Source organism: Trinickia caryophylli, from assembly GCF_034424545.1.
In the GTDB taxonomy this organism is placed as follows: Bacteria; Pseudomonadota; Gammaproteobacteria; order Burkholderiales; family Burkholderiaceae; genus Trinickia; species Trinickia caryophylli.
This window is the reverse complement of sequence record NZ_CP139970.1, coordinates 3,446,259-3,458,605: the sequence shown is the minus strand read 5'-3', so window position 1 is coordinate 3,458,605 and position 12,347 is coordinate 3,446,259. Positions and strand designations below refer to the sequence as shown.

Annotated in this window: 11 protein-coding genes and 2 rRNA genes; 4 read left to right on the top strand and 9 right to left on the bottom strand. The window is 60.6% G+C overall.

Going from position 1 to position 12,347, the window contains the following annotated elements:
* Positions 1–47 precede the first annotated feature (47 nt).
* The 3 genes from U0034_RS15675 (at position 48) to U0034_RS15665 (ending at position 2,634) form a co-directional block, all read left to right on the top strand.
* Positions 48–1,307 carry a M48 family metallopeptidase gene (locus tag U0034_RS15675; protein WP_085226545.1) on the top strand — a complete coding sequence of 420 codons (1,260 nt, stop codon included), beginning with the start codon at positions 48–50 and terminating at the stop codon, positions 1,305–1,307.
* Positions 1,304–2,245 (top strand): ribosome small subunit-dependent GTPase A, encoded by a 942-nt coding sequence (gene rsgA / locus U0034_RS15670; RefSeq protein ID WP_085226543.1) that lies wholly within the window; start codon positions 1,304–1,306, stop codon positions 2,243–2,245. Before U0034_RS15675 ends, rsgA begins: the two co-directional genes overlap by 4 nt.
* A gap of 68 nt (positions 2,246–2,313) precedes the next feature.
* Positions 2,314–2,634, top strand: a complete 321-nt coding sequence (locus tag U0034_RS15665) for a putative signal transducing protein (RefSeq protein WP_085227226.1) — start codon at positions 2,314–2,316, stop codon at positions 2,632–2,634.
* A gap of 46 nt (positions 2,635–2,680) precedes the next feature.
* On the opposite strand, the gene U0034_RS15660 is transcribed toward U0034_RS15665, so the two are convergent.
* From U0034_RS15660 to rpsP, 6 genes are all read right to left on the bottom strand, one after another.
* Positions 2,681–3,619 (bottom strand): CobD/CbiB family protein, encoded by a 939-nt coding sequence (locus U0034_RS15660; protein ID WP_085226541.1) that lies wholly within the window; start codon positions 3,617–3,619, stop codon positions 2,681–2,683.
* A 117-nt stretch (positions 3,620–3,736) separates the two neighbouring features.
* On the bottom strand, positions 3,737–4,420 hold the full coding sequence (locus tag U0034_RS15655; RefSeq protein ID WP_085226538.1) for a CoA pyrophosphatase: 684 nt from the start codon (positions 4,418–4,420) through the stop codon (positions 3,737–3,739).
* Between the two features lie 93 nt (positions 4,421–4,513).
* Positions 4,514–4,894, bottom strand: a complete 381-nt coding sequence (gene rplS, locus U0034_RS15650; protein WP_085226536.1) for a 50S ribosomal protein L19 — start codon at positions 4,892–4,894, stop codon at positions 4,514–4,516.
* Positions 4,895–5,044: 150 nt separating this feature from the next.
* Positions 5,045–5,812: a tRNA (guanosine(37)-N1)-methyltransferase TrmD gene (gene trmD, locus U0034_RS15645; protein WP_085227225.1), complete on the bottom strand. Its 768-nt coding sequence runs from the start codon at positions 5,810–5,812 to the stop codon at positions 5,045–5,047.
* Positions 5,813–5,838: 26 nt separating this feature from the next.
* The gene (rimM, locus tag U0034_RS15640; protein ID WP_085226534.1) at positions 5,839–6,516 is read right to left on the bottom strand and encodes a ribosome maturation factor RimM; all 678 of its coding nucleotides are present in this window, start codon (positions 6,514–6,516) and stop codon (positions 5,839–5,841) included.
* 67 nt (positions 6,517–6,583) lie between these two features.
* Positions 6,584–6,838 (bottom strand): 30S ribosomal protein S16, encoded by a 255-nt coding sequence (gene rpsP / locus U0034_RS15635; RefSeq protein WP_008342343.1) that lies wholly within the window; start codon positions 6,836–6,838, stop codon positions 6,584–6,586.
* 212 nt (positions 6,839–7,050) lie between these two features.
* Here rpsP and U0034_RS15630 point away from each other — a divergent pair, with 212 nt between their 5' ends.
* Positions 7,051–7,521: an NINE protein gene (locus U0034_RS15630; protein WP_085226532.1), complete on the top strand. Its 471-nt coding sequence runs from the start codon at positions 7,051–7,053 to the stop codon at positions 7,519–7,521.
* 21 nt (positions 7,522–7,542) lie between these two features.
* Here the strand turns inward: U0034_RS15630 and U0034_RS15625 are convergent, their stop codons facing one another.
* The 3 genes from U0034_RS15625 to U0034_RS15615 all read right to left on the bottom strand — a co-directional run bounded on the left by U0034_RS15625 (position 7,543) and on the right by U0034_RS15615 (position 12,175).
* Positions 7,543–8,670 carry a PA0069 family radical SAM protein gene (locus U0034_RS15625; protein WP_085226530.1) on the bottom strand — a complete coding sequence of 376 codons (1,128 nt, stop codon included), beginning with the start codon at positions 8,668–8,670 and terminating at the stop codon, positions 7,543–7,545.
* Between the two features lie 336 nt (positions 8,671–9,006).
* Positions 9,007–9,120, bottom strand: a 5S ribosomal RNA gene (rrf, locus tag U0034_RS15620).
* 171 nt (positions 9,121–9,291) lie between these two features.
* Positions 9,292–12,175: ribosomal RNA gene (locus U0034_RS15615) — 23S ribosomal RNA — on the bottom strand.
* Positions 12,176–12,347 lie beyond the last annotated feature (172 nt).

Here is a 12,347-nt window from a genome sequence, read left to right as displayed (position 1 = left end):
GCGGCGAAAACTCTATAATTGTCGCATAGATACAACGGACACCGTCGATGCCTTCTTTCTACTTCACCGCGCTGTTTGCGGCCACCGTGCTCGCCATGGTCGGCACGAAACTCTGGCTGGCCTCGCGCCAGGTGCGCTTCGTCTGCGCGCACCGCGGCGGCGTGCCGGACCAGTTCGCCGGGACTATCACGCTGGCCGCGCATCAACGCGCGGCCGACTATACGGTCGAGCGCACACGGCTGGGCATGATCGAGGTCGTCGTCGCCGCGGCCGTCACGATCGGGCTCACCTTGCTCGGCGGTGTTCAGTGGCTCGATACGACCGTCTCCGGATGGCTCGGCCGCGGCTATATCGGGCAAATCGCGCTCGTGGCGGTGGTGGTCGCGGTCACGAGCCTCATTGACCTCCCGTTCGACTACTATCGTCAATTCGTCGTCGAAGAGCGCTTCGGGTTCAACCGGATGACGAAGACCATCTTCTTCGCCGACCTCGCGAAAGGCACGGTGCTCGGCGCCGCGTTCGGTCTGCCGCTCGTCTTCGTCGTGCTTTGGCTCATGGAGCAGGCGGGCGCCTTCTGGTGGCTCTGGGCGTGGGCCGTGCTCGTGGTGTTTCAGTTGCTGGTGCTCATTCTCTATCCGACGCTGATCGCGCCGCTTTTCAACAAGTTCGAGCCGCTCAGCGACGAAGCCCTCAAAGCGCGCATCGAGGCACTGATGAAGCGCTGCGGGTTCGCCGCGAAAGGGCTTTTCGTCATGGACGGCAGCCGCCGCTCCGCGCACGGCAACGCCTACTTCACCGGATTCGGCGCAGCCAAGCGCATCGTTTTCTTCGATACGCTGCTTTCGAGGCTGACGGGCAGCGAGATCGAAGCCGTGCTCGCGCACGAGCTCGGCCATTTCAAGCGGCGCCACGTCGTCAAACGCATGATCGTGACGTTCGGGCTCAGTCTCGTCCTGCTCGCGCTGCTCGGCTGGCTCACGCAGCGAACGTGGTTCTATGAAGGGCTCGGCGTCGAACCGTCGATGACTGCCAGCAACAACGGCCTCGCACTCGTTCTCTTTTTTCTCGCCCTGCCGGCCTTCGTGTTTTTCGTCACGCCGCTCGGCAGTCTCAGCTCGCGCAAGCACGAGTTCGAGGCCGACGCGTTCGCGGCGAGCCAGACCGACGCACGCGAGCTCGTCAACGCGCTCGTGAAACTCTACGAGGACAACGCGGCCACCCTCACCCCCGATCCGGTGTACACGGCGTTCTACTATTCGCATCCTCCTGCGTCGCAGCGAATCGACCGGCTGTTGCGCCACGCATGACCCGCCGCCCGACCAAATCCGCCGCGGGAGCGGACGGTACCGCGCGCCTCGACGGGCTCGTCGTCGCGGCGCACGGCCGCCACTACCTCGTGGCCACGGGCGACCGCCCACATACGTTCGTCCAGTGTTTTCCGCGCGGCAAGAAAAGCGAGATCGCGGTGGGCGATCGTGTCGTCTATGAATCCACTTCCGCCGATCAGGGGGTGATCGTCGAGATCGGCGAGCGCCGCAATCTCCTTTATCGGTCGGACCAGTACAAATCGAAGCTGTTCGCGGCGAATCTCGATCAGTTGCTGATCGTGCTCGCCACCGAGCCTCACTTCAGCGAAGATCTGCTCGGCCGGGCACTCGTCGCCGCCGAGGCGAACAGCCTGGCGCCCCTGATCGTGCTGAACAAGACCGACATCGAACCGGCCCTGCCGCGCGCCCGCGCGAGGCTGGCGCCTTATCGCCAGCTCGGCTACGACGTATGGGAATTGTCCGTGAAGGCGCAGCCCGACGAGGCTCGCGCGCTGCTCGGCGCAAGGCTCCGCGCGCATGCCACGCTTTTGCTCGGACAGTCAGGTATGGGCAAATCGACGCTCGTGAATCTGCTGGTGCCGGAAGCGGACGCGGCGACGCGCGAAATCTCGACTGCGCTCAACAGCGGCCGCCATACGACGACCTTCACACGGCTCTACACGCTGCCGGACGGCGGTGAGCTGATCGATTCGCCAGGATTCCAGGAGTTCGGACTGCACCATATGACGGAAGGCCAGCTCGAACGCGCTTTCCCGGAGTTCCGGCCGCTCCTGGCGCATTGCCGCTTTTACAACTGTCATCACCTGCACGAGCCCGGTTGCGCCGTATTGGAGGCAGTCGCCGACGGCCGCGTCGCACGGGAGCGCCATGCACTCTATGCCCAGCTCGTGCACGAGGCGAATCAGGTGGTACGCTAGGCGACGCCGGTGACAGCCTGCGCCATCGGCCACCCGCCTTCCTTTCAGGTTGGGAGGAATACATCGTGCTGAAACTGATGCGCGCCCCAAATGCCCTGATCGGCCAGCACTGGGTGAACCTGCTGACCGTCGCTGGCATCCCTTGCGAGCTACACAACCGGTATCTGCATGGCGCCCTCGGCGAAATCCCCGCGGAGCAATGCTCGCCGGAGCTGTGGCTGATCGATGAGCGCGATGCGGTTATCGCCAGGACGATCATCGAGCGAGGGATGGCCGGCCCGGAGTCTCAGAGCGCGCCCTGGCGCTGCAGACAGTGCGGCGAAATGCTGGAGCCGCAGTTCACGACCTGCTGGCGATGCGCGACAGCACGTGACCCGCTTGACAACTGAGTCAGCCGGCGGCTCCGGCGGGCACCGCGACCGCTATGCGCTCCGCTCAGCCGACCCAGACAGCGATCGTCAACATCAGCAGCAGAATCATCCAGAGGATGACGGCGCGCCACACCAGGCCGACGGCCGACTGTAGCGTACGCGGCGTGCAGTCGTCGCCGACCGGAATCGGGCCGCCATCGGGCGCACCCAGCGCCTCGAGGCTCGACGGCTCGGCGAGCGGTCCGGCCAATCGGGCACCGAGCGCCCCGCTACCGGCTGCGAGCAGCACGCCATCGTTCGCATCCGGCCACTGTCGCGCATGGTTGCGCCACGCGTAAATGGCATCTTCGAAATTGCCGACGATCGCAAACCCTAGCGCGGTCAACCGCGCCGGCACCCAGTCCATCACGAAGAATGCACCTTTCGCGAACGTCCCGAAGGCGGCGGTCCGGTCACCCGCCGGCGTCGACCACGAGCGCGCGAGGTACTCCGAAATGCGGTAAAGGACGGCGCCTGCTGGCCCGATCGGTACCAGAAACCAGAAGAAGACGCCGAACACGTGACGATGCGAAGCGACAACTGCGTGGATAAGCGTGTGACGGACGATTTCGCCGACTGGCATATCCACTGTATCCATGCCCGTCCACTCGTTGAGGATTTCGCGTGCCCGCGGTACGTCGTCGTTATTGAGCGCGAGATGGATATCGGTGAAGTAATGGCTGAATTGCCGGAAACCGAGGGTGAAATAAACGATGACGACGTTCCAGAGAAACGCCAGCACGAAGCTGATGCGAAAAAGGACGTAATAGACGGCTGCCACGGCGAGCGTCCACGGCAGCACGACGACGAGCCACGCGAGTATGCCGTGCTTGCGCTTGCCGGCATCGAAGCCTTGCTCCGCCCATTCCGCATGATATTGAAGCAATGCGAACACCGGATTGTTCGGCGAGAGCGCACGCAACTGTTCGATAACGAGTGCCAGCAATACGGAGAAAAAGGTCATGCGACGCGCCGTGCCAATTCAGGTTCTTTGCATTTGTCGCATAACGATAGCACAGGGCCGCCGTGGCGCAACGTGTGCCAGACGAAGATGCGCGGGATTGTGGCGCCTGGGCGCACGTCAGGCGGCCACGAGGAAGCGGTAGAAGTTGCGCAGCATACCGGCCGTAGCGCCCCAGATGAAATAGTGGCTACCCACGCCCGGGCGCGGATACGGCATGGAAAAGAAGCGCCGCTCCCCGCCCTCCCAACGCAATACACGCACCTCGTGGTTGGCCGGGTGCATCAGAAACGCAAGCGGAACCTCGAAGATTTCCGCTACTTCGAGCGCATCCGCCTCGAGGGCAAATGGTGGATGCACCAGGCCGACCACAGGCGTGACGCGAAAACCGGTACCCGTGAGATAGTCGGGCAACGCGCCCAATATCTCGACGCGGTCGGAGGCAAGCGCGATTTCCTCATGCGCCTCACGCAACGCCGTTGCGACCGCGTTCGCATCGTCGGGTTCCCGGCGGCCGCCAGGAAAGCTGATTTGCCCGGCGTGGTCGCTGAGGTGGTCGGCGCGCTGCGTAAGCAGCACCGTGAGCCCCGCCTCGCGCTGCACGAGCGGCATCAGCACGGCCGCGGCCCGCGGGTCGCCGGGTTCGCGCCAGTAGACATCGGTAGGCTCCGGATCCCAGACGAGACGCTGGGCGAAGCGCGCGCGCAAGCCGTTCGGCGTAAGCCGTTCATCGGCGACCTGAGGCAGATCGGCGCCGGTCGATTCGATCGGCAGGACTTCGGGTTCGAAAACGGGGCGGATCAACGTGATCCCCTGAGGGAAGAGCGAATACCGTTATTGTCGCCCGCAAAACAAAAAAGCACCCGTCGCCGGGTGCTTTTTTTACAGCTTTTACGCTCAGGAAGCGGTGCGGTCCTTGAAGACCAGCTTTTCCTTGATTCGAGCCGACTTGCCCGAACGCTCGCGCAGGTAGTAGAGCTTGGCACGACGCACATCGCCGCGACGCTTCACGACGATGCTCGCCAACAGCGGCGAGTAGGTCTGGAACGTACGCTCCACGCCTTCGCCCGACGAGATCTTGCGAACGATGAACGACGAGTTCAGACCGCGGTTGCGCTTGGCGATGACGACGCCTTCGTAGGCCTGCACACGCTTGCGGCTACCTTCAACCACGTTCACGTTGACGATTACCGTATCGCCGGGGGCGAAGTCGGGAACGGTCTTGCCTGCGAGCACGCGCTCGATTTCTTCCTGCTCGAGTTTTGCAATCAAATTCATGACTGACTCCTGATGCCATCTTGTCGGCGTTCTGCCGGACTTGCGCCTACTGCGTTGCGCGTGCCACGGCCCCGATAGAGGATGGGGTTACGACCGGTGCATGCATTACTGCACACACCGCCTGATCCTGCCCGCGGCCCGAACGCTCGGTCAAGCCTTCGGTTCCGCTTTGGCAAGATTTGTGAGCCATGCCTCATCGGCACGGCTCAACATCTTGTTGCGCCTCGCGCGTTCGATCAGATCCGGCCGCTTCGCGGCGGTATTCCTGAGCGCTTCGCGGCGGCGCCATTGCTCGATTTCGGCGTGATGCCCGCCCAGCAGGACGTCGGGTACACGCATTCCTTCGTACTCTTCGGGGCGCGTGTAGTGCGGGCAATCGAGCAGCCCGTCGACAAAGCTGTCTTGAACGGCGGACAACGCGTCGTTCAGCACACCGGGCAACTGCCTCACCACGGCATCCATCAACGCCATCGCGGGCAACTCCCCTCCCGACAGCACGAAATCGCCGAGGCTCACCTCTTCATCGACGCACCGATCGATCAGCCGCTGATCGATCGCCTCGTAGCGCCCGCACAGCAGCACGAGTCCGGGTTCGCCAGCAAATTGCATCACGCGCTCATGATCGAGCCGGCCGCCCTGAGGCGACATCATCACGACCCGCGAGCCCGCCACGCCTTGCGCGGCCTGGGCGGCCTTCGCCGCGTCGATCGCGGCCTCGAGCGGCCGCGCCAGCATCACCATGCCGGGACCACCGCCGTAGGGGCGATCGTCGATCGTCCGATAGTTGTCGGTGGTGAAATCGCGCGGATTCCACGTGCGCAGCCCGAAACGCCCCTGCTTGGCTGCGCGGCTCGTAATGCCCCAGTCGGTGAGCGCTTGGAACATTTCGGGGAAGAGCGTGACGACATCGAACTGCATCGCGCGCTCCTTGATCTCGCTTTCGCTCAATAGTCGGCTTGCCAGTCGACGACGATGCGCTTCGCCGCCTGGTCCACCGTTTTGACGTAGGCCCCGACGAACGGAATCAACCGCTCGCCCTTGGACGGCAGGCCGTCCTTGCCGACCGACGGATACTCGACACGCAATACCGAATGCGCACCGTTGTCCAGCAAGTCGGTGACGCGACCCAACGCCACGCCAGCCTCGTTCACGACGTCAAGGCCGACAAGATCGACCCAGTAAAACTCGTCCGCCCCAAGCGCCGGGAAATCGGCCCGGCGCACATGAACGCGATAACCGCGCAGTGCCCGCGCCTCATCTCGGTCGGTCACGCCGGCAATCTGAGCAACAAAGGTATCGCTGTGCGGCTTCGCTTGCGCAACGATAGCCAGCTTGCGTTCGCGGCCGTTTTCGAGCCACCAGCGCTTGGCATGCTTCAGGGCGTCACCGCCTTGACCGGCATTGGCGTGCGCCGCGATCTTTACCCAGCCTTTGAGGCCGTAGGCATCGACGATTGCGCCGATTTCCACGGTGTCGTCGGGCCATGCACCCGCGGCCACGGGTTCGAGACCCGGCGCGGCTTCAGCCGCTACAGCGCGTCGCGCGGCGGGCTTGCGAACGAAGGCACCAAATGCTGCGGGTGCTCGCTGGCTGGGGCTCTCGTCCGGGTTACGAGTGGACATCGGCAAATCCCGATCAAAACCGGCAGCATCGCATATGCGGACCGCCGAAGCGCATACCGTGCCGCTCTTAGGCTGCCGGCTGCGCCTGTTGCGCTTGCTTTACCAGACGCTCGACCGTCGGCGACAGTTGTGCGCCAACGCCTTGCCAGTACGTCAGGCGGTCCTGCGCGATACGCAGCGATTCGCCCTTCGTGGCGACGGGATTGTAGAAACCAACGCGCTCGATAAAGCGACCATCGCGGCGGCTGCGAGAATCGGTTGCGACGATGTTATAGAACGGGCGCTTCTTCGAGCCACCGCGTGCAAGACGGATGATGACCATGCTGTAATCCTTGAAAACCGGGGTTCAGAACCACTGAAACGCTCGATTATAGCCCGAAATCAAAACCATAACAAACACTTACGCAACCACGCCCTCGAGAGGGCCGAAGGGAGCGGCGACCCGGGGTCTTAGGCGTAAAATGCGCGCTCCGGCCGATACGGCCGGGCACGATCTCGCATTGATTCCACGCAGCGACGCTGCAACCCGCGCCTATGTCCACGCATGTCCTCGCACCTCGTCCGCGGTTTCGTTCGAAAACGTTGACAGCCACACTGGCCTTTTTCCTCGGAAGCCTCGGCGGGCATCGCTTTTATCTTTATGGTGTGCGCGACGTCATGGCATGGCTGCATGTCGTGGCAACGCTGGCCGGCATACCGGGCGTGCTGCTGCTTGTCGAGAGCGGGCGCACCGTGCCGCTTGGCTGGGCGTTGGCCGTGCCCGGCGCCGTCTCCGTGCTCGCCTCATTTCTCGCGGCGATCGTCTACGGTCTGCGTCCCGATGCCAAGTGGGATGCGCAGTTCAATGCGCAATGCGATGAGCGCAGCCGCTCGGGCTGGGCTGTCGTCTTCGTAGTCATCTTCTCGCTTTTCATCGGTGCGCTGCTTCTGATGGCCGGGCTCGCAGTATCGTTTCAGACCTACTTCGAGTCGCAGCCAGACGTCAACGGATCGCTGTCGCGATAGCAACCGACTGCTTCGCGACGATCAGAAGAGGCTCAGCTGCGGATTCGGTCTTCCGTCGGCGGCGGGCCGCCGAAACTGCGACATATCGAGGATGCCGTGCCGGCGTTCGTTGAGGCCGAGGCGGCGCACCGTTTTGTCGAAGCGTTGCTTAAGCAGTTGCGCCCATGCGCCTTCGCCCTTCATTCGCTTTGCGAACGACGAATCGTAGTCTTTGCCGCCGCGCATGTCGTGGATTCGCGCCATGACGCGCTCGGCGCGCTGCGGGAAATGGGCGGAGAGCCATTCCTTGAAAAGCGGCGCCACTTCCCACGGCAGCCGAAGCACGATGTAGCTGGCACTCGTTGCCCCCGCCTCTGCGCAGGCCTCGAGTACGCGCTCGAGATCCGGCTCGGTCACAAACGGAATGACCGGTGCGATGCTGACGCCAACCGGCACCCCGGCCTCGCTCAAGGTGCGTATCGTTCTCAGACGCCGTGCGGGTGCGGCGGCACGTGGCTCGAGCGTGCGCGCGATATCCGCATCGAGCGTCGTGATCGTCACGGCTACCATACAGCGCCCCTCGGCCGCCATCGGCGCCAGAAGATCGAGATCACGCTCAATCAACGAAGATTTCGTGATCGCGGCAAATGGATGCCGATGCTCGTGCAGTAATTCGATGACCCGACGCGTGATGCGCAGCTCGCGCTCGACGGGCTGATAGGCATCGGTATTGACGCCCAACGCGATGGGTTCCGGTACATAGCGCTTCTTCGACAACTCGTGCTGAAGCAGCTCGGGCGCGTTGATCTTTGCATAGATTCGGCTTTCGAAGTCGAGGCCGGGCGAAAGACCGAGATAGCTATGCGTTGGACGCGCGAAGCAATAGATGCAACCGTGCTCGCATCCGCGGTAGGGATTCAACGAAACGCTGAAAGGAATGTCCGGCGAGGCGTTGCGCGTGAGAATGGACTTCGCCCTTTCTTCGAACACCAGTGTGCGAAGTGTCGCTTCCCCTTCGCCGTCGTCGTGGACATGGACGTTCGCGGCCCAGCCATCGTCGACGGACTCCCTCTGCTCCGCCTCGTAACGGCCCTGCAGATTCGTGACGGCACCGCGCCCCTTTCTAGGGGTCGGAGGAACAATGGGAAATTCGACGTCTGAATCGTCCATGATCTAGGCGATCAGGAAAGTGCTGATCGTAAAGCGGTAGCAAGCGAAAGCGAGGAATGCGTCGAAGCGTGGGAGACGTTCCGGATTCGCCCCGGAAATCAGGCGGGATCGGGAAGTGCGGATGTCACTATGATACGCGCCCTGCAGCAAAACGTCGCAGCATCGCGGTGAACGTCGGCGACGCGCTACTGCCGATCGGGTCGAGTTACTGGGTGCAGCTCGCGCAGCGGTTTCTGAAAGGGGTTGAGGCAGCGTAGCGCGCTCGAAGGGGGGCGCGCGGCGCAAAGCAAAAACCCCCGCGAGCTTGGAGCTGGCGGGGGTTTTCAGAAGAAGGGAGCCTGACGATTACCTACTTTCACACGGGCAATCCGCACTATCATCGGCGTGGAGTCGTTTCACGGTCCTGTTCGGGATGGGAAGGGGTGGTACCAACTCGCTATGGTCATCAGGCATGACTTGTTGCTGCGCAGCGGTGTGGGCTGCGAAGCCAATCTGGGAAGAAGTATGGCGTAATGTGGTAGTGCTTGTACGGCACTGAATCGCGAGTCAACCTGAGCGCGCCTGTCACACACTGAACGCGGTGCGGGGCACGCGCGATCAGAGCGAAGACGCTCCGGTTATAGGATCAAGCCTTACGGGCAATTAGTATCGGTTAGCTGAGTGCATTACTGCACGTACACACCCGACCTATCAACGTCCTGGTCTTGAACGACCCTTCAAGGGGATCGAGTCCCCAGGGAAGTCTCATCTTGAGGCGAGTTTCCCGCTTAGATGCTTTCAGCGGTTATCTCTTCCGAACATAGCTACCCGGCGATGCCACTGGCGTGACAACCGGTACACCAGAGGTTCGTCCACTCCGGTCCTCTCGTACTAGGAGCAGCCCCCCTCAAACTTCCAACGCCCACGGCAGATAGGGACCAAACTGTCTCACGACGTTTTAAACCCAGCTCACGTACCTCTTTAAATGGCGAACAGCCATACCCTTGGGACCGGCTACAGCCCCAGGATGAGATGAGCCGACATCGAGGTGCCAAACACCGCCGTCGATATGAACTCTTGGGCGGTATCAGCCTGTTATCCCCAGAGTACCTTTTATCCGTTGAGCGATGGCCCTTCCATACAGAACCACCGGATCACTATGACCTGCTTTCGCACCTGCTCGACTTGTCGGTCTCGCAGTTAAGCACGCTTATGCCATTGCACTATCAGCACGATTTCCGACCGTACCTAGCGTACCTTCGTACTCCTCCGTTACACTTTGGGAGGAGACCGCCCCAGTCAAACTGCCTACCATGCACTGTCCCCGACCCGGATCACGGGCCAAGGTTAGAACCTCAAACAAACCAGGGTGGTATTTCAAGGACGGCTCCACCGAAACTAGCGTTCCGGTTTCATAGCCTCCCACCTATCCTACACAGATCGGTTCAAAGTCCAATGCAAAGCTACAGTAAAGGTTCATGGGGTCTTTCCGTCTAGCCGCGGGGAGATTGCATCATCACAAACACTTCAACTTCGCTGAGTCTCGGGAGGAGACAGTGTGGCCATCGTTACGCCATTCGTGCAGGTCGGAACTTACCCGACAAGGAATTTCGCTACCTTAGGACCGTTATAGTTACGGCCGCCGTTTACCGGGACTTCAATCAAGAGCTTGCACCCCATCATTTAATCTTCCGGCACCGGGCAGGCGTCACACCCTATACGTCCACTTTCGTGTTTGCAGAGTGCTGTGTTTTTATTAAACAGTCGCAGCCACCAGTTTATTGCAACCCCTTCACCCTCCTGGCGCGAGCCAGTCAAGCTACAAGGGCGTACCTTATCCCGAAGTTACGGTACCAATTTGCCGAGTTCCTTCTCCCGAGTTCTCTCAAGCGCCTTAGAATACTCATCTCGCCCACCTGTGTCGGTTTGCGGTACGGTCATCGTGAGACTGAAGCTTAGAGGCTTTTCTTGGGACCCCTTCCGATTGCTTCGCGGCTTATAGCCACTCGCGCCACACCCTTGAATTACGCGCCCGGATTTGCCTAAGCGCCTTCTCCAATGCAGCGACCGGGACTTCCAACACCCGGACAACCTTCCGCGATCCGTCCCCCCATCGCATCTCACGACGGTGCAGGAATATTGACCTGCTTCCCATCAGCTACGCATTTCTGCCTCGCCTTAGGGGCCGACTCACCCTACGCCGATGAACGTTGCGTAGGAAACCTTGGGCTTACGGCGAGGGGGCCTTTCACCCCCTTTATCGCTACTCATGTCAGCATTCGCACTTCCGATACCTCCAGCATCCTTTACAAGACACCTTCGCAGGCTTACGGAACGCTCTCCTACCACACGTACTTACGTACGCATCCGCAGCTTCGGTATATGGCTTAGCCCCGTTACATCTTCCGCGCAGGACGACTCGATCAGTGAGCTATTACGCTTTCTTTAAAGGGTGGCTGCTTCTAAGCCAACCTCCTGACTGTTTTAGCCTTCCCACTTCGTTTCCCACTTAGCCATATTTGGGGACCTTAGCTGGCGGTCTGGGTTGTTTCCCTCTTGACACCGGACGTTAGCACCCGATGTCTGTCTCCCGTGATTACACTCTTCGGTATTCGGAGTTTGCTATGGCGAAGTAATCCGCAATGGACCCTTCAACCATGACAGTGCTCTACCCCCGAAGGTGACACACGAGGCACTACCTAAATAGTTTTCGGAGAGAACCAGCTATTTCCAAGTTTGTTTAGCCTTTCACCCCTATCCACAGCTCATCCCCTAACTTTTCAACGTTAGTGGGTTCGGTCCTCCAGTACGTGTTACCGCACCTTCAACCTGGCCATGGATAGATCACTTGGTTTCGGGTCTACGCCCAGCAACTGAACGCCCTATTCGGACTCGCTTTCGCTACGCCTGCCCTAATCGGTTAAGCTTGCTACTGAACGTAAGTCGCTGACCCATTATACAAAAGGTACGCCGTCACCCCTTACGAGGCTCCGACTGTTTGTATGCATGCGGTTTCAGGATCTATTTCACTCCCCTCCCGGGGTTCTTTTCGCCTTTCCCTCACGGTACTGGTTCACTATCGGTCGATCACGAGTATTTAGCCTTGGAGGATGGTCCCCCCATCTTCAGACAGGATTTCACGTGTCCCGCCCTACTTGTCGTACACCTAGTTCTTCCTCGCTGTTTTCGCCTACAGGGCTATCACCTGCTATGGCCGCACTTTCCAGAGCGTTCGGCTAACAACAAAGATAAAGAGTACAAGGCTCATCCCATTTCGCTCGCCACTACTTTGGGAATCTCGGTTGATTTCTGTTCCTGCGGTTACTTAGATGTTTCAGTTCACCGCGTTCGCTTCGCATGGCCTATGTATTCAGCCATGGATGACCCATACGGGCCGGGTTTCCCCATTCGGACATCTCCGGATCAAAGCTTGTTTGCCAGCTCCCCGGAGCTTTTCGCAGGCTACCGCGTCCTTCATCGCCTGTGATCGCCAAGGCATCCACCACATGCACTTGTTCGCTTGACCCTATAACGAGAGCGTCTCTCTTCGAGCCGCTTGCGCTACAGGTTGAGTTCTCGCATTTGTGCCGTATTCCAAGGGCATCTTTCGATTCCCTTTTCATACTTCGATACAATCACTACCCATTGATATCTTCCACGTCCATCTCATCAGACGCTTCCAATATCCATTACTACTT

Coding starts and splice junctions, on each gene's coding strand:
- U0034_RS15675 (WP_085226545.1), top strand. CDS start 48: ATGCCTTCTTTCTACTTCACCGCGCTGTTTGCGGCCACCGTGCTCGCC.
- rsgA (WP_085226543.1), top strand. CDS start 1,304: ATGACCCGCCGCCCGACCAAATCCGCCGCGGGAGCGGACGGTACCGCG.
- U0034_RS15660 (WP_085226541.1), bottom strand. CDS start 3,619: ATGACCTTTTTCTCCGTATTGCTGGCACTCGTTATCGAACAGTTGCGT.
- rplS (WP_085226536.1), bottom strand. CDS start 4,894: ATGAATTTGATTGCAAAACTCGAGCAGGAAGAAATCGAGCGCGTGCTC.
- trmD (WP_085227225.1), bottom strand. CDS start 5,812: ATGCAGTTCGATGTCGTCACGCTCTTCCCCGAAATGTTCCAAGCGCTC.
- rimM (WP_085226534.1), bottom strand. CDS start 6,516: ATGTCCACTCGTAACCCGGACGAGAGCCCCAGCCAGCGAGCACCCGCA.
- rpsP (WP_008342343.1), bottom strand. CDS start 6,838: ATGGTCATCATCCGTCTTGCACGCGGTGGCTCGAAGAAGCGCCCGTTC.
- U0034_RS15630 (WP_085226532.1), top strand. CDS start 7,051: ATGTCCACGCATGTCCTCGCACCTCGTCCGCGGTTTCGTTCGAAAACG.
- U0034_RS15625 (WP_085226530.1), bottom strand. CDS start 8,670: ATGGACGATTCAGACGTCGAATTTCCCATTGTTCCTCCGACCCCTAGA.